Source organism: Nostoc sp. FACHB-152 (assembly GCF_014697475.1).
Taxonomy (GTDB): Bacteria; Cyanobacteriota; Cyanobacteriia; order Cyanobacteriales; family Nostocaceae; genus Nostoc_B.
In genome coordinates, this window is record NZ_JACJRV010000035.1 from 18,197 (window position 1) to 33,729 (window position 15,533).

The following is a 15,533-nucleotide window of genomic DNA, read 5'->3' on the forward strand; positions in this document are numbered from 1 at the left end:
GTGATAACTTTACCTACTTAGGCTCAAAAATAAAAAAAATTTGTATATTTATGAGTATTATTACACTCCAAGCTGTTAAAAAAGATTTTGGGATCAAAGAAATATTAAAAGACGCTAACTTTAGCATCGATGCCAATGATAAAGTTGGTTTAATTGGTACTAATGGTTCGGGAAAATCAACTCTACTAAAAATGATTGCTGGGCTAGAACCAGTTGATAGTGGACAAATTATCAGTAGCTCCGGTGCTAAAATCATCTACCTACCCCAACAACCAGATTTAGATGAAAGTCTCACAGTTTTAGAGCAAGTGTTTGCTGACAGTGGCGAACAAATGAAACTGGTACGCGAGTATGAAGAATTATCAGATAAACTCGCCCATTATCCCGAAGATAGTCAGTTAATGTCTCGCCTGTCTACAGTTATGCAAAGGATGGACGCGACTGGCGCATGGGAACTCGAAACCAACGCTAAAATAATTCTCACAAAGTTAGGAATTGCCGATTTTGATGCACCCATATCCACCTTATCTGGAGGCTACCGTAAGCGCATTGCTCTAGCAACAGCCTTGTTATCAGAACCCGATGTTTTGCTTATGGATGAGCCAACAAACCATCTCGATGCGCTGTCGGTGGAATGGTTACAAAGTTATTTAAATCGCTTTCGCGGCGCACTTTTATTAATTACTCACGATCGCTACTTCTTAGATAAAGTCACCAATCGCATCATCGAAATTGACAGAGGTGACATCTATACTTATACAGGTAATTATTCATATTACCTCGAAAAGAAAGCCTTAGCTGAAGAATCTGCCGTAAGTAGCCAACGCAAACATCAAGGCGTGTTGCGGCGAGAACTCGAATGGTTAAAGCGTGGCCCCAAAGCCAGAAGTACAAAACAAAAAGCCAGAATTCAGCGCATTCAAGCCATGCGCGAAACTGAGTTTAAACCAGGTTTAGGTAAAGTAGATATTTCTACAGTCAGCCGTCGTATTGGCAAAAAAGTTATTGACCTGAAGAATATATCTAAAGCTTATAACGACAGAACTCTGATTAAGAATTTTACTTACGAATTTAGCCCGGAAGACCGCATTGGCATCATTGGTGGTAACGGTGCGGGTAAGTCTACCTTAATGAACATCATCACCGGACGCGTAGAACCGGACTCAGGTAGCGTCGAAATTGGCGGGACAATTCACATTGGTTATTTTGACCAACATTCAGAAGAATTACTCACAGCTTTGAATGAAAATCAGCGCGTGATTGACTATATCAAAGAAGAAGGCGAATTTGTGCAAATTGCTGATGGGACTAAAATCACGGCTTCTCAAATGTTGGAACGGTTTTTATTTCCCGGAAACCAGCAGTATGCGCCAATTCATAAACTTTCTGGTGGGGAGAAACGCCGTTTATTTTTGCTGCGGATATTGATAAGTGCGCCCAATGTCTTAATCTTAGACGAACCGACTAATGATTTAGATGTGCAGACATTAGCAGTTTTAGAAGATTACTTAGAAGATTTTGCCGGAAGTGTAATTGCAGTATCTCACGATCGCTACTTTTTAGACCGCACTGTAGACACAATCTTTGCCTTAGAAGAAGGTGGAAATCTCCGTCAATATCCAGGTAATTATTCTGTGTATCTCGACTATAAAAAAGCCGAAGAAACAGCACAGCAAGAAGCAGCTAAAACTCAAGAGAAACCAAAAAATACTGAAGTTCAAACAGCAACTCAAACTAAAGATAACGAAACTAAAAAACGCCGCAGATTATCCAATTGGGAAAAGCGCGAATTTGAGCAATTAGAAGCTAAAATTGCCCAGCTAGAAACCGAAAAAGCCGAAGCCGAAACAGCAATGAATAAAGCTGCGCCAGGTAATTACAGCCAAGTGCAGAAACTTTACGAACAAGTGGAAGCACTCAAGCAAGCAATTGATACAGCGACAGAACGCTGGTTAGAATTAGCTGAAATGGAGTCTTGAAAAAATAAGAATAAGTAATAACTTATGAATGCTCTGACACTAAATTTACCATCCATCTTGGAATTAACTGACGAACAGTTTTATCAACTTTGCCAGGTAAATCGTGATTTGAGAATTGAGCGTTCAGCCAAGGGAGAGTTAATTATTATGCCACCTACAGGAGGCGAAACAGGGAATCGTAATATTGAAATTGCTTTTCAATTGCAAGCATGGAGCCGACACAATAATTTAGGTATTGCGTTTGATTCTTCTACCTGTTTTAAACTACCCAATGGTGCAGAACGTTCTCCTGATGCTTCTTGGATGCGGCGAGAAAAATGGAATAGTTTGCGTGACGAACAAAAACGCAAATTTCCGCCTTTATGTCCTGAATTTGTTTTAGAGTTGCGTTCCGAAACAGATGCACTAAAACCTCTGCAAGAGAAAATGCAAGAATATATAAATAATGGCGCAAGCTTAGGTTGGCTAATTGACCCGAAAACCAAACAAGTAGAAATCTATCGTTCAGGTCAAGAAGTTGAAATATTAAATAATCCAGAACAACTCTCAGGAGAAAATGTCTTACCAGGATTTATTCTAAATCTTACACTAATTTTTAGCAGTTTTTAGCCTTCATAATGCTGAACTTATCCTCTCAAGATTTACGCCACACAGCAATTCAATTTTTAGAACAAAATCCCGGACAACGGCTACAAACTCTCAAGCAATTGGGAATAGGTCGTTATGAATTTTTAACTAAAATTCAATTAAATGAAGCTAATATAATTTGCATTATGCGGTTTTTACAGAACCCTAAGCAGCTAAAATTTCCTAATTTAGTTAGCGCAGATTTATCTGATTTGATATTAGATGAAGTAAATTTTATTAGAGGGGATTTAACTGGTGCCAACCTGCAACGTACCAGTCTAGTTAATGCCGACCTGCTTTTTGCTAACTTTACCAAAGCTGACTTACGCAATGCAAATTTAACAGGCGCAACCCTCAATCAAACAATTTGGCGAGATGCTTTAGTCGAAGGATGCCAATTTGGTACAGGTATCGGTTTAACTCAGCTACAGCGTCAAGATTTACAACTACGAGGAGCTAAGTTTACTCATCTAAATAGTGATAATTAAAATTATCTAAACCAATTCAGTAGGGTGTGTTATGGCTTTAGCCTAACGCACCGCCGCTACATATAAAATATCTAGATGGTGCGTTGTCTTTTAACGCAACGCACCCTACTTGCTCATCTAAATAATGATAATTAAAATCCGAAAAATTATAAGATGATGATACTAAAATTTTTCTGGATAAATTGATGAGTAATTCAATTAAACTACCCAAAAAACTCATGCTGTTGGGTTCAGGCGAACTCGGCAAAGAATTTGTCATTGCTGCTCAACGTCTGGGTAATTATGTAATTGCCGTTGACCGTTATGCTAATGCTCCAGCTATGCAAGTGGCTGATTGTGCAGAAGTAATTTCAATGCTGAGTGCTGAGGATTTAGAAGCAGTAGTAACCAAACATCAGCCTGATTTGATAATACCAGAAATTGAGGCAATTAGAACCGAAAAACTGCTGGAATTTGAGCAGCGAGGTATTACAGTTATCCCGACGGCGGCGGCGACTAACTACACAATGAACCGTGACAGAATTCGGGAATTGGCACACAAAGAATTAGGCATTAGAACTGCTAAATATGGTTATGCTGTTACTCTGGATGAGTTAATCGCAATTTCTGATGAAATTGGCTTTCCTAATGTGGTGAAACCTGTCATGTCATCCTCTGGAAAAGGTCAATCTGTAGTAGCCAATAAAGATGAAGTTGAACAGGCTTGGAATTATGCGATCGCCAATTCTAGAGGTGACAGTCAAAAATTAATTGTTGAGGAATTTATTAACTTTGAAATTGAAATAACATTACTCACGATTAAACAATGGAATGCCCCAACAATTTTCTGTTCTCCTATCGGTCATCGTCAAGAAAGAGGCGATTATCAAGAATCTTGGCAACCAGCAGCAATTTCTGAAGATAAAATTTTACAATCTCAAGAAATCGCCAGAAAAGTTACCGATGCTTTAGGCGGAGCCGGAACTTTTGGCGTTGAATTTTTCATCACCAAAGATGAAGTAATTTTTTCCGAACTTTCTCCCAGACCTCACGACACGGGTATGGTGACATTAATATCACAAAATCTCAATGAATTTGAATTGCATCTGCGGGCTGTTTTAGGCTTGCCAATTCCTGATATCGAACAACTTGGCCCATCAGCCAGCGCAGTCATTTTAGCTTCCGAACAATCAGATTCGATTGCTTTTGTTGGTGTCGCCGAAGCTTTAGCCCAAAAAGATGTTGATATTAGATTATTTGGTAAACCATCGGCTCATCCTTATCGCCGTATGGGTGTGGCTTTAGCAAAAGCCGAGAATGTTCAACAAGCAAGAGAAAAAGCGACAACAGCAGCTAAAAAAGTCAAAATTATCTCATCTTGAAGAATTAGAAATTAAGAGTCAGGATGCTTCAAAATAAGTATTCTGGCTCATTTTTGCTAACTACTTACAAGTTTTGAAATAATTATCAATACATCACAAAATATGTAAGTAGGTCGTCGTGAATATTTATCGTCAGGATAAGGCAGGAGGCAAGAGGCAGAAGGCAGAAGAGAAGAGGCTTTTAGCTTAATTAATCTTTCGTAACATAGTTAGGTTTTTTCTCACCGACTTACTTATTTTTATTGAATTAGCATAATAACCCAAGCTCAACTTGATTTTTTGTTAGTTTTCAGCATTTTCAGGGAACTCTTTATCTGAAGCCAGTTTGTCAAGACAAACCACTTTATGTAGAAATCGTAGATTTGCAACGACTCCCACCCAAAGCGGGTATAAACTCTTAAATTCAAGCCTGCTAAAGGATTGAAGATTCAGAATAGACCCCAATCTGAAAACAACAATTAAGCAAAGAGCATGAGTGAAATACCAGAGGGAGCCAACTCCCAGAAAGTTCAACCTAAGGGGATTGGGGCAAAAATTGATATAAAATACAATCCAACCGAAATAGCTTTGCATCAATCTATTGAATATGCTCCTATAGGGATAGTCATATTTGATCGAGAGATGCGCTATCTGGCTGTGAGTCGCAAATGGCTAGAAGACTATAACTTGAGCAAAGAAATTATTGGCCGCTCTCATTACGAAGTTTTTCCCGATATTCCTCCAGAGTGGAAGCAAATTCACCAACAGTGTTTAGCAGGTGCGATCGCTCAACATGATGAAGACCCCTTTCCACGCGCCGATGGTTCTGTAGAATGGGTAAGCTGGTCAATCCGTCCTTGGCATCTAGCAAACGGCGAAATTGGCGGTATGACGATGTTTACTCAAAACATCACTCAGCGCAAACAAACAGAAGCCGCTTTAAAAGAAAGCAACATATTACTGCGCTCGATTTTAGAAAGTACACCAGATCTGATTGTTGTTAAAGATTGTAAGGGAATATATTTTACCCTCAACTCTAGTTCTGCGAACTTTCTGGGCAAAACTGTTGAGGAAGTCATCGGGAAAGACGATACTGAAGTTTTTCCCCTTGAAGTTGCATCTGCAATCATGGCAAAAGACCGCCAGATAATCGAAACAGGTGTTGGCGTAACTTACGAGGAAGAACTCTCTAATGGGAAAAGTCAAGGAACTTATTTGACTTCTAAGGCTCCTTGGCGGGATACTCATGGCAACATCTTGGGCATTATTGCGATCACGCGCAATATTAGCAATGTCTACGACGAGCTTCGCTTACGCAAACAAACAGAAGAAGATTTACACAAAAGCAACATATTACTACGCTCAATTTTAGAAAGTACACCTGATTTTATCGTTGTCAAAGATTGCCAAGGTCGTCATGTTGCCCTCAACTCTAATTTGGCCAATTTCATGGGCAAACCAATAGAAGAGATTATCGGCAAAGACGATACGGAAGTGCTGCCACTAGATGCTGCCTTGGCAATCATGGCCAAAGACCGACAGGTGATAGCAACAGGCAAGTTAGAGACTTATGAGGAAGAAGTTTCCAGTGGTAATATCAGTGGCACCTTTCTCACTACAAAAGCTCCCTGGCGCGACACTCAAGGCAATATTCTCGGCATCATCGCCACAACACGCAATATTAGCGATCGCAAACAGGCAGAACTCGCACTACAACTCAGTGAAGAAAGATTCCGCAAGCTTATTGAAGCAACATCACAAATTGTCTGGACTACTGATGCGGAGGGTGCATTTATTACTGACCAACCGCAATGGTGTGCGTTCACTGGGCAAACGTTTGAAGAAGCCAAGGGTTGGGGATGGCTGAACATGATTCATCCCAAAAGCCGAGAGTCCGTTGCCCAGAAATGGACAGATGCCCTAGCTAATCGCAGCTTTTACGAAGTCGAAACCATAACACGGCGTTATGACGGAGAATATCGCTGTTTGATGGTGCGTGGTGTGCCGATTCTTGAAGCAGATGGTAGCATCCGTGAATGGGTAGGAGCCAACACCGACATCACAGAACAAAGACAAGCTGATCAAAAACTCCGGCAAACCCTAGAAATTTTAGACTCAGCCAGCGACAGTATCATCATTCGAGATATGGATGACCGAATTGTGTACTGGAATAAAGGCGCAGAAATCCTCTATGGTTGGAAACGAGGAGAAGTCATTGGGCAGTATATCCATACATTCTTAGAAACAGTCTTTCCCAAACCGTTAGAAACTGTGTTGAGCGAGTTTTTACAGCAGGGACATTGGGGAGGAGAACTGCATCATACAACTCGTGATGGAAGGAACATTATTGTAGCCAGCCGTTGGACACTACAGCGTGACGCAAACGGGCAGCCTGATAATCAACTCGAAATTAACACTGATATTACCGAACGCAAACAATTTGAAGTCGCCTTAACCAAAGCCAAAGAAGCCGCCGAAACCGCCAGCCATGCCAAAAGCGAATTTCTCGCTAACATGAGCCACGAGTTACGCACACCACTGAATGGTATCCTTGGCTATGCCCAAATTTTGCAACGTTCTAAACATCTGGGCGAAGACGAGCGATCGCGCATTGATGTCATTTATCAATGTGGTTCCCATTTGCTCACCTTAATTAACGACATCCTCGATTTGTCAAAAATCGAAGCCCAAAAAGTGGAACTGATGACCAGTGATTTCCACTTCCCGGCATTTCTCCAAGGTGTCGCCGAAATGTGTCGCATTCGTGCCGAACTCAAAGGCATTCAATTCCGCTATCAATTAGCTAACGAACTACCTGTTGGTATCCGTGCTGATGAAAAGCGTCTGCGACAAGTATTAATTAATCTCCTCAGCAACGCCATCAAATTTACCGATGTAGGTAGTGTCACTTTTACCATCAGCTATGCCTCAGAAGGCAAAATCCGCTTTGAAGTCCGCGACAGTGGTATTGGTATCCCTCAAGAAAAACTCCAAGCTATTTTTCAACCCTTTGAACAAGCAGGCGACAGGCGAAGACAAATCGAAGGCACCGGATTAGGATTAGCTATTAGCAAAAGAATTGTGGAATTAATGGACAGCACCATTCAAGTTCAAAGTGAGATAGGTGTTGGCAGTATTTTCTGGTTTGAAGTCCACCTACAAGAAGCCGAAGAATGGGTGAAAAGCTCTCAAGCCGATGACTATGGGCAAATTATCGGTATCAAAGACCGTAGACCAAAGATTCTGGTTGTTGATGATAAATGGGAAAATCGCTCAGTTATTAATAACTTGCTGACTCCCATTGGTTTTGAAGTGACAGAAGCTAATGATGGTGAAGCGGGTTGGCAAAAAATTTTAGAATTTCAGCCTGATCTTGTGCTTACTGATTTGCTGATGCCAGAACTCGATGGTTTTGAATTAATCGGGCGCATTCGTCAATCAGAAGCTTTTAAACATATCATCATTATTGTTTCGTCAGCCAGTGTATTTGAAAGTGATCAACATCGCAGTATTGAAGCAGGTGGAAATGATTTTCTGCCTAAACCTGTACAAGCGATCGCTCTATTTCAAAAATTGCGCCATTATCTTAATTTAGAGTGGCTCTATGAAGAGCGAACAACTGACAATCAGTTAGATCAAGATCATCCTGAACTAGTCTTACCACCTCCAGCAGAATTAAAAACTCTGTATGAGTTCGTGATGAAAGGCAACTTTAAGGGAATCATAAAACAAGCAGCACTAATTTCACAAATAGATCCAAAATATATTCCCTTTGCCAAACAGCTGCATCAACTGGCAAAAGGATTTCAAGACCAAGAAATTCTGGCATTAATTCACCCTCACAAGTAAGCGTTATGAGCCTTACAACCGAACAAACCGCGACAGTTTTGATTGTTGATGACAACCCTGCTAATTTAGGTGTCTTATCTGATGCCTTGGATCAAGCAGGTCTTGAAGTGTGGGTAGCAAAATCTGGAAAAGTAGCTTTAGAACGAGTTAAATATGCTCTACCAAACTTAATTTTATTAGATGTAATGATGCCAGAAATAGATGGATTTGAAACTTGCCGTCTATTAAAAGCAGATCCAAAAACTCAAGATATTCCTGTTATTTTTATGACAGCACTATCTGATACAACTAACAAAATTGAAGGTTTCCAAGTTGGTGCTGTAGACTATATCACCAAACCTTTTCAACAAGAAGAAGTTTTATCACGGGTAAAATTGCACTTAAAACTACATGATTTAGCTGAGAAACTAGAGCATAAAAATTTGCTATTAGAACAGAAGGTCACAGAAGTTAGCCAAGCTTACGAAGAGCTTAAACAAGTGCAAATCCAGCTAATTCAAAGTGAAAAACTGTCCAGCTTAGGGCAAATGGTAGCAGGAATTGCCCATGAAATTAATAACCCTGTGAATTTCATTTATGGCAACCTCGTCCATGCCAATGAATATACTCAAGAAGTCATACATCTGCTGAATTTATATCGAGAAGAATATCCAAATCCGACACCTCGCATTCAAGAACAACTAGAACTAACCGACCTAGAATTTCTGGAGAATGATTTGTTAAAGTTGCTCCAATCGATGAATTTTGGCGCAAGACGAATTCGGGAAATTGTCAAATCCATGCGGGTTTTTTCGCGTACAGATGATGTTAGCTTGACGGAGATTGATATTCATGAATGTCTTGATGGCACGCTCACAATTTTAAATTACCGTCTTAAACCAAAACCAGATCAGCCTGAAATCGAAGTTGTCAAAGATTATAGTTTGTTACCACCAGTAGAATGCTATGCCGGACAAATCAACCAAGTTTTTATGAATATTCTGGCGAATGCTATTGATGCCTTGGATGAATATAATAAACAGCGGTCATATGAGGAGATTAAACAGCAACCAAGCCGCATCAAAATTTGTACAACCATGATTGGAGATGATTGGATTGCCATTCATATTATTGATAACGGCCCAGGAATTACTCAAGAAGTACAAGCAAAGTTATTTCAACCTTTCTTTACAACTAAATCTGCGGGTAAAGGCACCGGATTAGGCTTATCTATTAGTCACCAAATAGTCGTAGATAAGCATGGTGGTAACATCATCTGCCAATCTACCCCAGGAAACGGCACAGAATTTATTATTAAAATTCCCATCCAACAACAAGTCGCCCAAGTTGCCTAAGTAGAGTGGGAGATAGGTTACAGGTTACAGGTTACAGGTGACAAATGACTATTAACCAATTCCCAAATCCACAGCGATGCGATGGGCGCAAGCAAACCCAGAAAAAGCTACAGCATTTAGCCCTTGACCAGGAAAAGTGCTATCGCCTACGCAATAAAGCCCCCGAATAGCTGTGCGGTTAAAGGGCATTCCTAACAAGCCCCACAATTTCCGCCGGGGAATTGGCCCATATGTCCCATCTTCTCGGCCTAAAAAGCGGCGATGGGTGCGGGGCGTTCCAATCTCCAAATAATCTAACCCTGCATCTAACCCAGGAAAAATCTTTTCTAGTCTATCAATAATTCGCCAAGCTGCTGCTTCTTTCTTCGCTTCATACTGGTTTGCAGATAGCCCTTCCCAATCATTTATCCAGTGAGGCGTAAAAGCATGAATGATGTGATATCCCTCAGGTGCTAAATCTGGGTCAAGCAGCGTGGGAATTGAAACAAAAACCGTGCCTTCTGCTGCTGTCATTTTTGCCCAGTTTTCTAACAAAATATGATGGCATTCGGTATTATTCGGTAATACTGAACTTTGGACACCCATGTGCAAACTCAAAAAGCTGGGTGATTTTTCATATCGTTGTTGCCATAGTTTCTCATTATTAGGTATTTTATCTACAGGGATTAATTTCTGAAAAGTATCCCAACGTGTAGCATTAGAAACTATGCGTTTACCTCGATAAATTTGACCACTAGCTAGTTCTACACCAACAGCGCGTCCTTGCTCTATTAGAATCTTTTTTACTCTAGCTTGATACTGGATCTGACCTCCAGCTTTTTCTAGGCCATCTACTAATTTTTGAGCAATTATTCCTACTCCACCTTTAGGGTAATTCACACCACCATAATGTCTATCAGAAAAGACCATACCTGCATTAATCATGGGTGTCATGTTTGCTGGTACTACCGACCAGCAATAACATTCCATATCAATGAATTTGAGTAAAAGAGGGTCTTTGATATAACGACGCGCTACATCACCGACATTTTTTGGTAAATATCTAGCTAAACCAAGACAAGCTAAAGGATGCTGGAAAAACATCCGTATGAGATACCGAGGTTCTTCTAGCGACAATAAATCCATCCTGTTCAGGTAATTAAAAACTTGCCAACATTCGTTATAAAAGCGGCGAATACCTCTTGCTTCTTGAGGAAAGTAAGCAGTAAGATTTTGCAAAAATTTGTCATAAGCTCGGTCAACTTTAATGTCCAATTCATCAGGAAGATGATAATGAATTTGTACAGGGTCGGCTATTGTTTCTAGATGAACATTTACAGCCTTCAGGGCGCGGGTAAGTAAATTAGTTGTGCCGTTTTCTCCCAGTCCAAAAATCATCGATGCGCCAACATCAAAGCGATAATCTTCGCGCTCAAAATAACCTGCACTACCGCCAGGAATCAGATAACTTTCGAGTACTAAAACTTTAGCACCTTTGGCTGCTAGCTGAGTTGCTGTCACCAAGCCACCCATACCAGAGCCTATGATAATAGCGTCAAATATAAATTGGTCATTAGTCATTGGTCATTTGTCCTCTGTTATTAGTCATTGGTTATTAGTATTACAAAATACAAAATCCTTTTACTCGCTAAATTTCCTTGATGTGAAATGTTTATTACACCTCAAACCTTGACCAATGACTAATGACAATTGACCAATGACCAATAAACAAAAAAGAGGGACAAGCCTGCGACTGCTGGCCAATCCCGTCTGCCGATCCTTAAAGAGAGGAGAACACTGATTAATAATATAACCTTGATTGAGAATTGGTGTCAACTATTAATGAAAATCTTTTTCATTAATTTTATGGGTGTTGATTTTAGCTGTCAGCCATACGCAGGAAAGAGTATGATGAGGTTTCAGTTCCTATAGAATCAAAAGTCCCAATATCCGGCTATGACGGTACAGCTGCGTGTTTACGTTCCACCCCATCCCTTAATTAAGCACTGGTTGGCAGTTGCCCGTGATGCTGCTACACCTTCAGTATTATTTCGGAGTGCCATCACTGAGTTAGGCAGATGGCTAACTTACGAAGCGGCAAGAGAATGGTTGCCGACGATAGAAACAACGGTGCAGACTCCTTTAAATGCTTGCCCGGCAACGTTTATTAATCCAGAAGTACCTGTAGCAGTAGTGCCAATTCTGCGAGCAGGATTAGGGCTTTTAGAAGGCGCACAAACTTTGTTGCCTTTGGCTTCGATTTATCATTTGGGTTTAGTACGTGACGAAGAGACGCTTGAAGCTCGGTGTTATCTGAACAAATTGCCGGAAAAATTTGACCCACAAACTAGAGTATTAATTACTGATCCGATGTTAGCTACAGGCGGATCGATTATGCGGGCAATGGCAGAATTAACACAACGGGGTATAGATCCAGCTTTGACTCGAATTGTTAGTGTGGTAGCGGCTCCGCCAGCATTGCAAAAGCTGAGTGCGGCCTATCCAGGTTTGATAGTTTACACCGCAACTATTGATGAAACAGTCAACGATCGCGGTTTTATTGTACCGGGATTAGGAGATGCAGGCGATCGCATTTTTGGTACTTAAGCTAGTATGCAGCTAGAAAAGGAAAATCGCTTAACACAATACAAGTTATAAGTTTGCTTCAAGGCGGTAAAGTTATGAGTCAACGTGATGGTTTTGCTAGTGGTTTTATAGCAGGGGCGTTTTTTGGTGGCGTAGTTGGCGGCGTTTTAGGGGCTATAATTACTTCTCGGCTCGATACAGAATCTATAGAAGAAGAAACAGAACTGAGTAATGGTGCGGTAGAGTCGAAAAAAACCGTAGCAAAACGGCGGATGAGAGCCTCAGAAACTGGCGATGTGGGAATGGAAACAGCTAGGCGATCGCTAGAAGATAAAATTGCCCAGTTAAATGCCACAATTGATGAAGTCCGGAAACAATTAGGGGATGTTAACGATAATGCTAGTCAGATAGCTAGTGAACGTTCATCGCTGCAAGAGTAATAGCCTGCAACTAGTAGTCTGGCAACCCAACTTTGCGTTGTTCATGGTAAGAAAATAAAACTCTTTACCTCTTTGCTTACCCTGCTCCCTCTACCTATCTTCACTCGTGATTTTTGAGTGAACCGAGTCAGCTATTGCGCCTACAAGTTACACAATTTAAATTGTCAGGAAAAACTTCAAACCCTCTCCTCTGCTTACAGCAGTCGCTACAACGGGGGAACTCCCGCAACGCGCTGCCTCCCCTGTCCCCCTGCGGTCTAAACTGCTCTCTTAGGTGTTTAATAGCTTACTAGCCTGCTTCATTCAGACTTATCAAATACAGTGGTCACTGCTTGTCATAGTCAAAATAGACACTAATTCGCAGACACCATGACAGCTACTAAACTAAAATCAACTATAAGCACGCTTGTAAAACTTAACAGGAAATCTAAAAATCCATGTTGTTACTGATTAGCACTCTGAATACCTTCATACAGTTATATACTGCTCTATTGTTCATTAGAGTTATGTTGACTTGGTTCCCAACTATTAATTGGTATAATCAGCCATTTTCTGCTTTAAGCCAAATCACTGACCCATATCTCAATGTCTTCCGTTCTTTCATCCCGCCCTTAGGTGGCATTGATTTTTCTCCGATGTTGGCAATTATACTACTGCAAGTAGTAGGCCAAGTAATAGGTAGTCTGGTGGGTGGTTTGCAAGGATTTGCGTAACTGTCGGCTGACAGTCACTAGTACCGCAAGGCGGAAGTCAAAAGTCAAAAAGCTTTTATTTTGGTCTTTTGAACCTTCTAAAAGGGTATCCAGATTTACGCCGCTTTGTACTAGTTTGAGTCTGGGCTAGTTAACCCAGACTCGTTATATATAGCAGTTGCTAGTGAAATTGAGACATAAACTATTTATCAAACACAGACATCAAGAGACTTTTAACCCTATACCCTGTAACCTGTAACCTATCACCTATCACCTGCTGTATATCGATTAGCGCCGGACTTGGCTACTAAATCCAGATGCTTTAAATTGCTTGAGTTGCAAAGGTAATGGCTGATTTGCCGGTACAGAAATTCTTAATTCAAAATCACTAGTCCCTGGTGGAACTTCGGCAATAGAACCAAGACGGGTACGATTTTGCATCACTGAGTCGTTATTCGCATCGTAAATCCGACCATAGATATCTGCATCATAGACAGTTTTATAAGTGCCATTTTCTGCTTTACCTGTCACAATAAAACAATTAGCAGCTGCTGCACTACCACCACTAGTAACTGCTCCCTTTGCCAGTTCTGCTGGGCAATCTTTATATGAAACGTCAAACAGCCTAATTTGTGTTAAGGCTTCAGCCGTGGGAGTAAGTACCCAAGATAAAAACATCATCAAGCAACAGGTAATCATTACCTGAGCTAGTTTTGAGTAGTTCTGCATGACAAAAGTTGGAAAATTTAATAAAAATGCTCTGGTCTTTTGTTTTTCCATATTTCAAAAAGGTAGTGAGTTCCTCTAAGTGAACTTTGTGCTGAATAGTGACTACTTAGCACGGTTTTTAACCTCAGCTTACCTGAATTTCATAACGAAGAGATTGGAGACTTTAATTTAACATTTGTAATAATTACTGACATAACTCTTAAATTGCTATTAACCTATGAACCCAGATGAGATTGAAACAGCATTGCAAACAGCCTTTAAGCGTTGTGATGTAGCTAGCTGTCCTCTCTCTGAGATGCAGAAACAGATCTTACTGCAAGTAGTCAAGCAAATTCCAGGGAATTCCACAGCTAGGATGTCTGATATAGCCAATCCCTTAGATGAATTGGCTCCAGAAGAATTATTATTATTTTTACAGTTTGTTAAATCTGAGGAACAACAAAACCGTAATTGGAAAGTGCAGTTACTGAATGACTGGTTGCATAACCAAGACTCAGGCTCAGTACAATTCATTCGAGAACGCTATGGTTTGCAATGGTTGAACCAGGTTGAACCACATCACTTTGACAAATATGCTGACTTTGAAGATGCACTTAAGTTAAGAGTAGGCGATCGCATTGAAGTTTCCAACGCACTTTGGGAATGGGTACAAGACGATGGCCCCTGTAAGAGAGAATGGTTCTCTTGCATCGTGATTCAAATAAATGAAATCAACAATGATACAGATTCATCCAGCAATTGTACTGTTCGCTTTCAGAATGGTTCTGAATTTGAAATTTCAGGGGTATATGACTGGAACCGTTACAATTGGCGTTGGCCTCAAAAGTAAGAAGTAATGCCAGAACATCATCCGATTATTTACTTGATTATCTTGATGACATTAAAAAGATAAGTAGAGGGACATAAATAATTGTAGTTAGGAGAAGGCAGGAGGCAGGAGGACGACACTTTGCTCAAGTCGGGAAACCCGCCCACGCAAGTGTCTCCAGAGGGCAGGAGGGAAGAGGTTTTTAGCTATTTTGCCCAAGACTTATCTAGTTAAGTTTATTTGTGCCTTTCTACTTAATATCTAATTGAAAGTAATTAGCAATCATTATCTTAATATTATTTCCCAAATAAAAACTCTACTTTTGCCAAAAGTAGAGTTTTTATTATGAAAATATCAGTCCTGAACTCCAAATATAATTAGTCTAATAGACCTAAATTTATAAACTTTAAAACCACATCTAGTCTATGGCTTTTTTAAGTTCATCTTTGATATTTTCTGTGGTGTGTCTCACTTGAGCTTCAGCTTGTTTAGCTTTACCCTCAGCCTTATCTGATGGATTGCCTGTAACTTCGCCGATTACTTCTTGCACCTTACCTTCAATATTTTTGGCAGTGGCTTCGATTCTGTTTTCAATACTCATATTTTTTTCCTTGTAATATATTTGGAACTATTGAAAATTTAACAACATTATTTAATAGCTTCATCTATCATTAGAATGAAA

General features: G+C 40.3%; 13 protein-coding genes. 10 read left to right on the plus strand and 3 right to left on the minus strand.

Annotated features, from left to right (window positions below):
* Positions 1–50: 50 nt before the first annotated feature.
* From H6G76_RS21010 to H6G76_RS21035, 6 genes are all read left to right on the plus strand, one after another.
* Positions 51–1,979: an ABC-F family ATP-binding cassette domain-containing protein gene (locus H6G76_RS21010; RefSeq protein ID WP_190705007.1), complete on the plus strand. Its 1,929-nt coding sequence runs from the start codon at positions 51–53 to the stop codon at positions 1,977–1,979.
* A gap of 24 nt (positions 1,980–2,003) precedes the next feature.
* Positions 2,004–2,588: a Uma2 family endonuclease gene (locus H6G76_RS21015; protein WP_190705009.1), complete on the plus strand. Its 585-nt coding sequence runs from the start codon at positions 2,004–2,006 to the stop codon at positions 2,586–2,588.
* A gap of 8 nt (positions 2,589–2,596) precedes the next feature.
* Positions 2,597–3,094 carry a pentapeptide repeat-containing protein gene (locus H6G76_RS21020; protein ID WP_190705011.1) on the plus strand — a complete coding sequence of 166 codons (498 nt, stop codon included), beginning with the start codon at positions 2,597–2,599 and terminating at the stop codon, positions 3,092–3,094.
* A gap of 185 nt (positions 3,095–3,279) precedes the next feature.
* Positions 3,280–4,455 carry a formate-dependent phosphoribosylglycinamide formyltransferase gene (purT, locus tag H6G76_RS21025; protein WP_190705012.1) on the plus strand — a complete coding sequence of 392 codons (1,176 nt, stop codon included), beginning with the start codon at positions 3,280–3,282 and terminating at the stop codon, positions 4,453–4,455.
* Between the two features lie 471 nt (positions 4,456–4,926).
* Positions 4,927–8,283: a PAS domain S-box protein gene (locus H6G76_RS21030; protein WP_190705014.1), complete on the plus strand. Its 3,357-nt coding sequence runs from the start codon at positions 4,927–4,929 to the stop codon at positions 8,281–8,283.
* A gap of 5 nt (positions 8,284–8,288) precedes the next feature.
* The gene (locus tag H6G76_RS21035) at positions 8,289–9,617 is read left to right on the plus strand and encodes a sensor histidine kinase (protein WP_190705016.1); all 1,329 of its coding nucleotides are present in this window, start codon (positions 8,289–8,291) and stop codon (positions 9,615–9,617) included.
* 51 nt (positions 9,618–9,668) lie between these two features.
* On the opposite strand, the gene crtH is transcribed toward H6G76_RS21035, so the two are convergent.
* Complete coding sequence (gene crtH, locus H6G76_RS21040; RefSeq protein ID WP_190705018.1) at positions 9,669–11,177, minus strand: carotenoid isomerase; 1,509 nt, start codon at positions 11,175–11,177, stop codon at positions 9,669–9,671.
* A gap of 375 nt (positions 11,178–11,552) precedes the next feature.
* Here crtH and upp point away from each other — a divergent pair, with 375 nt between their 5' ends.
* The 3 genes from upp to H6G76_RS21055 all read left to right on the plus strand — a co-directional run bounded on the left by upp (position 11,553) and on the right by H6G76_RS21055 (position 13,335).
* Positions 11,553–12,203 carry a uracil phosphoribosyltransferase gene (gene upp, locus H6G76_RS21045; RefSeq protein WP_190705021.1) on the plus strand — a complete coding sequence of 217 codons (651 nt, stop codon included), beginning with the start codon at positions 11,553–11,555 and terminating at the stop codon, positions 12,201–12,203.
* A gap of 74 nt (positions 12,204–12,277) precedes the next feature.
* On the plus strand, positions 12,278–12,622 hold the full coding sequence (locus tag H6G76_RS21050; RefSeq protein WP_190705024.1) for a hypothetical protein: 345 nt from the start codon (positions 12,278–12,280) through the stop codon (positions 12,620–12,622).
* A 437-nt stretch (positions 12,623–13,059) separates the two neighbouring features.
* The gene (locus H6G76_RS21055; RefSeq protein WP_190705026.1) at positions 13,060–13,335 is read left to right on the plus strand and encodes a YggT family protein; all 276 of its coding nucleotides are present in this window, start codon (positions 13,060–13,062) and stop codon (positions 13,333–13,335) included.
* A 267-nt stretch (positions 13,336–13,602) separates the two neighbouring features.
* On the opposite strand, the gene H6G76_RS21060 is transcribed toward H6G76_RS21055, so the two are convergent.
* On the minus strand, positions 13,603–14,043 hold the full coding sequence (locus H6G76_RS21060; protein WP_190705116.1) for a biotin carboxylase: 441 nt from the start codon (positions 14,041–14,043) through the stop codon (positions 13,603–13,605).
* A 217-nt stretch (positions 14,044–14,260) separates the two neighbouring features.
* Between H6G76_RS21060 and H6G76_RS21065 the strand changes: the two genes are divergently transcribed.
* Positions 14,261–14,872 carry a hypothetical protein gene (locus H6G76_RS21065; RefSeq protein WP_190705029.1) on the plus strand — a complete coding sequence of 204 codons (612 nt, stop codon included), beginning with the start codon at positions 14,261–14,263 and terminating at the stop codon, positions 14,870–14,872.
* A 397-nt stretch (positions 14,873–15,269) separates the two neighbouring features.
* On the opposite strand, the gene H6G76_RS21070 is transcribed toward H6G76_RS21065, so the two are convergent.
* Positions 15,270–15,452, minus strand: coding sequence for a CsbD family protein (locus H6G76_RS21070; protein WP_190705032.1), 183 nt, complete (start codon positions 15,450–15,452; stop codon positions 15,270–15,272).
* Positions 15,453–15,533 lie beyond the last annotated feature (81 nt).

Bases quoted from the DNA above. Each gene is read 5' to 3' on its own strand.
- H6G76_RS21010 (WP_190705007.1), top strand. From the start codon at position 51: ATGAGTATTATTACACTCCAAGCTGTTAAAAAAGATTTTGGGATCAAA.
- H6G76_RS21015 (WP_190705009.1), top strand. From the start codon at position 2,004: ATGAATGCTCTGACACTAAATTTACCATCCATCTTGGAATTAACTGAC.
- H6G76_RS21020 (WP_190705011.1), top strand. From the start codon at position 2,597: ATGCTGAACTTATCCTCTCAAGATTTACGCCACACAGCAATTCAATTT.
- purT (WP_190705012.1), top strand. From the start codon at position 3,280: ATGAGTAATTCAATTAAACTACCCAAAAAACTCATGCTGTTGGGTTCA.
- H6G76_RS21030 (WP_190705014.1), top strand. From the start codon at position 4,927: ATGAGTGAAATACCAGAGGGAGCCAACTCCCAGAAAGTTCAACCTAAG.
- H6G76_RS21035 (WP_190705016.1), top strand. From the start codon at position 8,289: ATGAGCCTTACAACCGAACAAACCGCGACAGTTTTGATTGTTGATGAC.
- crtH (WP_190705018.1), bottom strand. From the start codon at position 11,177: ATGACTAATGACCAATTTATATTTGACGCTATTATCATAGGCTCTGGT.
- upp (WP_190705021.1), top strand. From the start codon at position 11,553: ATGACGGTACAGCTGCGTGTTTACGTTCCACCCCATCCCTTAATTAAG.
- H6G76_RS21050 (WP_190705024.1), top strand. From the start codon at position 12,278: ATGAGTCAACGTGATGGTTTTGCTAGTGGTTTTATAGCAGGGGCGTTT.
- H6G76_RS21055 (WP_190705026.1), top strand. From the start codon at position 13,060: ATGTTGTTACTGATTAGCACTCTGAATACCTTCATACAGTTATATACT.
- H6G76_RS21060 (WP_190705116.1), bottom strand. From the start codon at position 14,043: ATGCAGAACTACTCAAAACTAGCTCAGGTAATGATTACCTGTTGCTTG.
- H6G76_RS21065 (WP_190705029.1), top strand. From the start codon at position 14,261: ATGAACCCAGATGAGATTGAAACAGCATTGCAAACAGCCTTTAAGCGT.
- H6G76_RS21070 (WP_190705032.1), bottom strand. From the start codon at position 15,452: ATGAGTATTGAAAACAGAATCGAAGCCACTGCCAAAAATATTGAAGGT.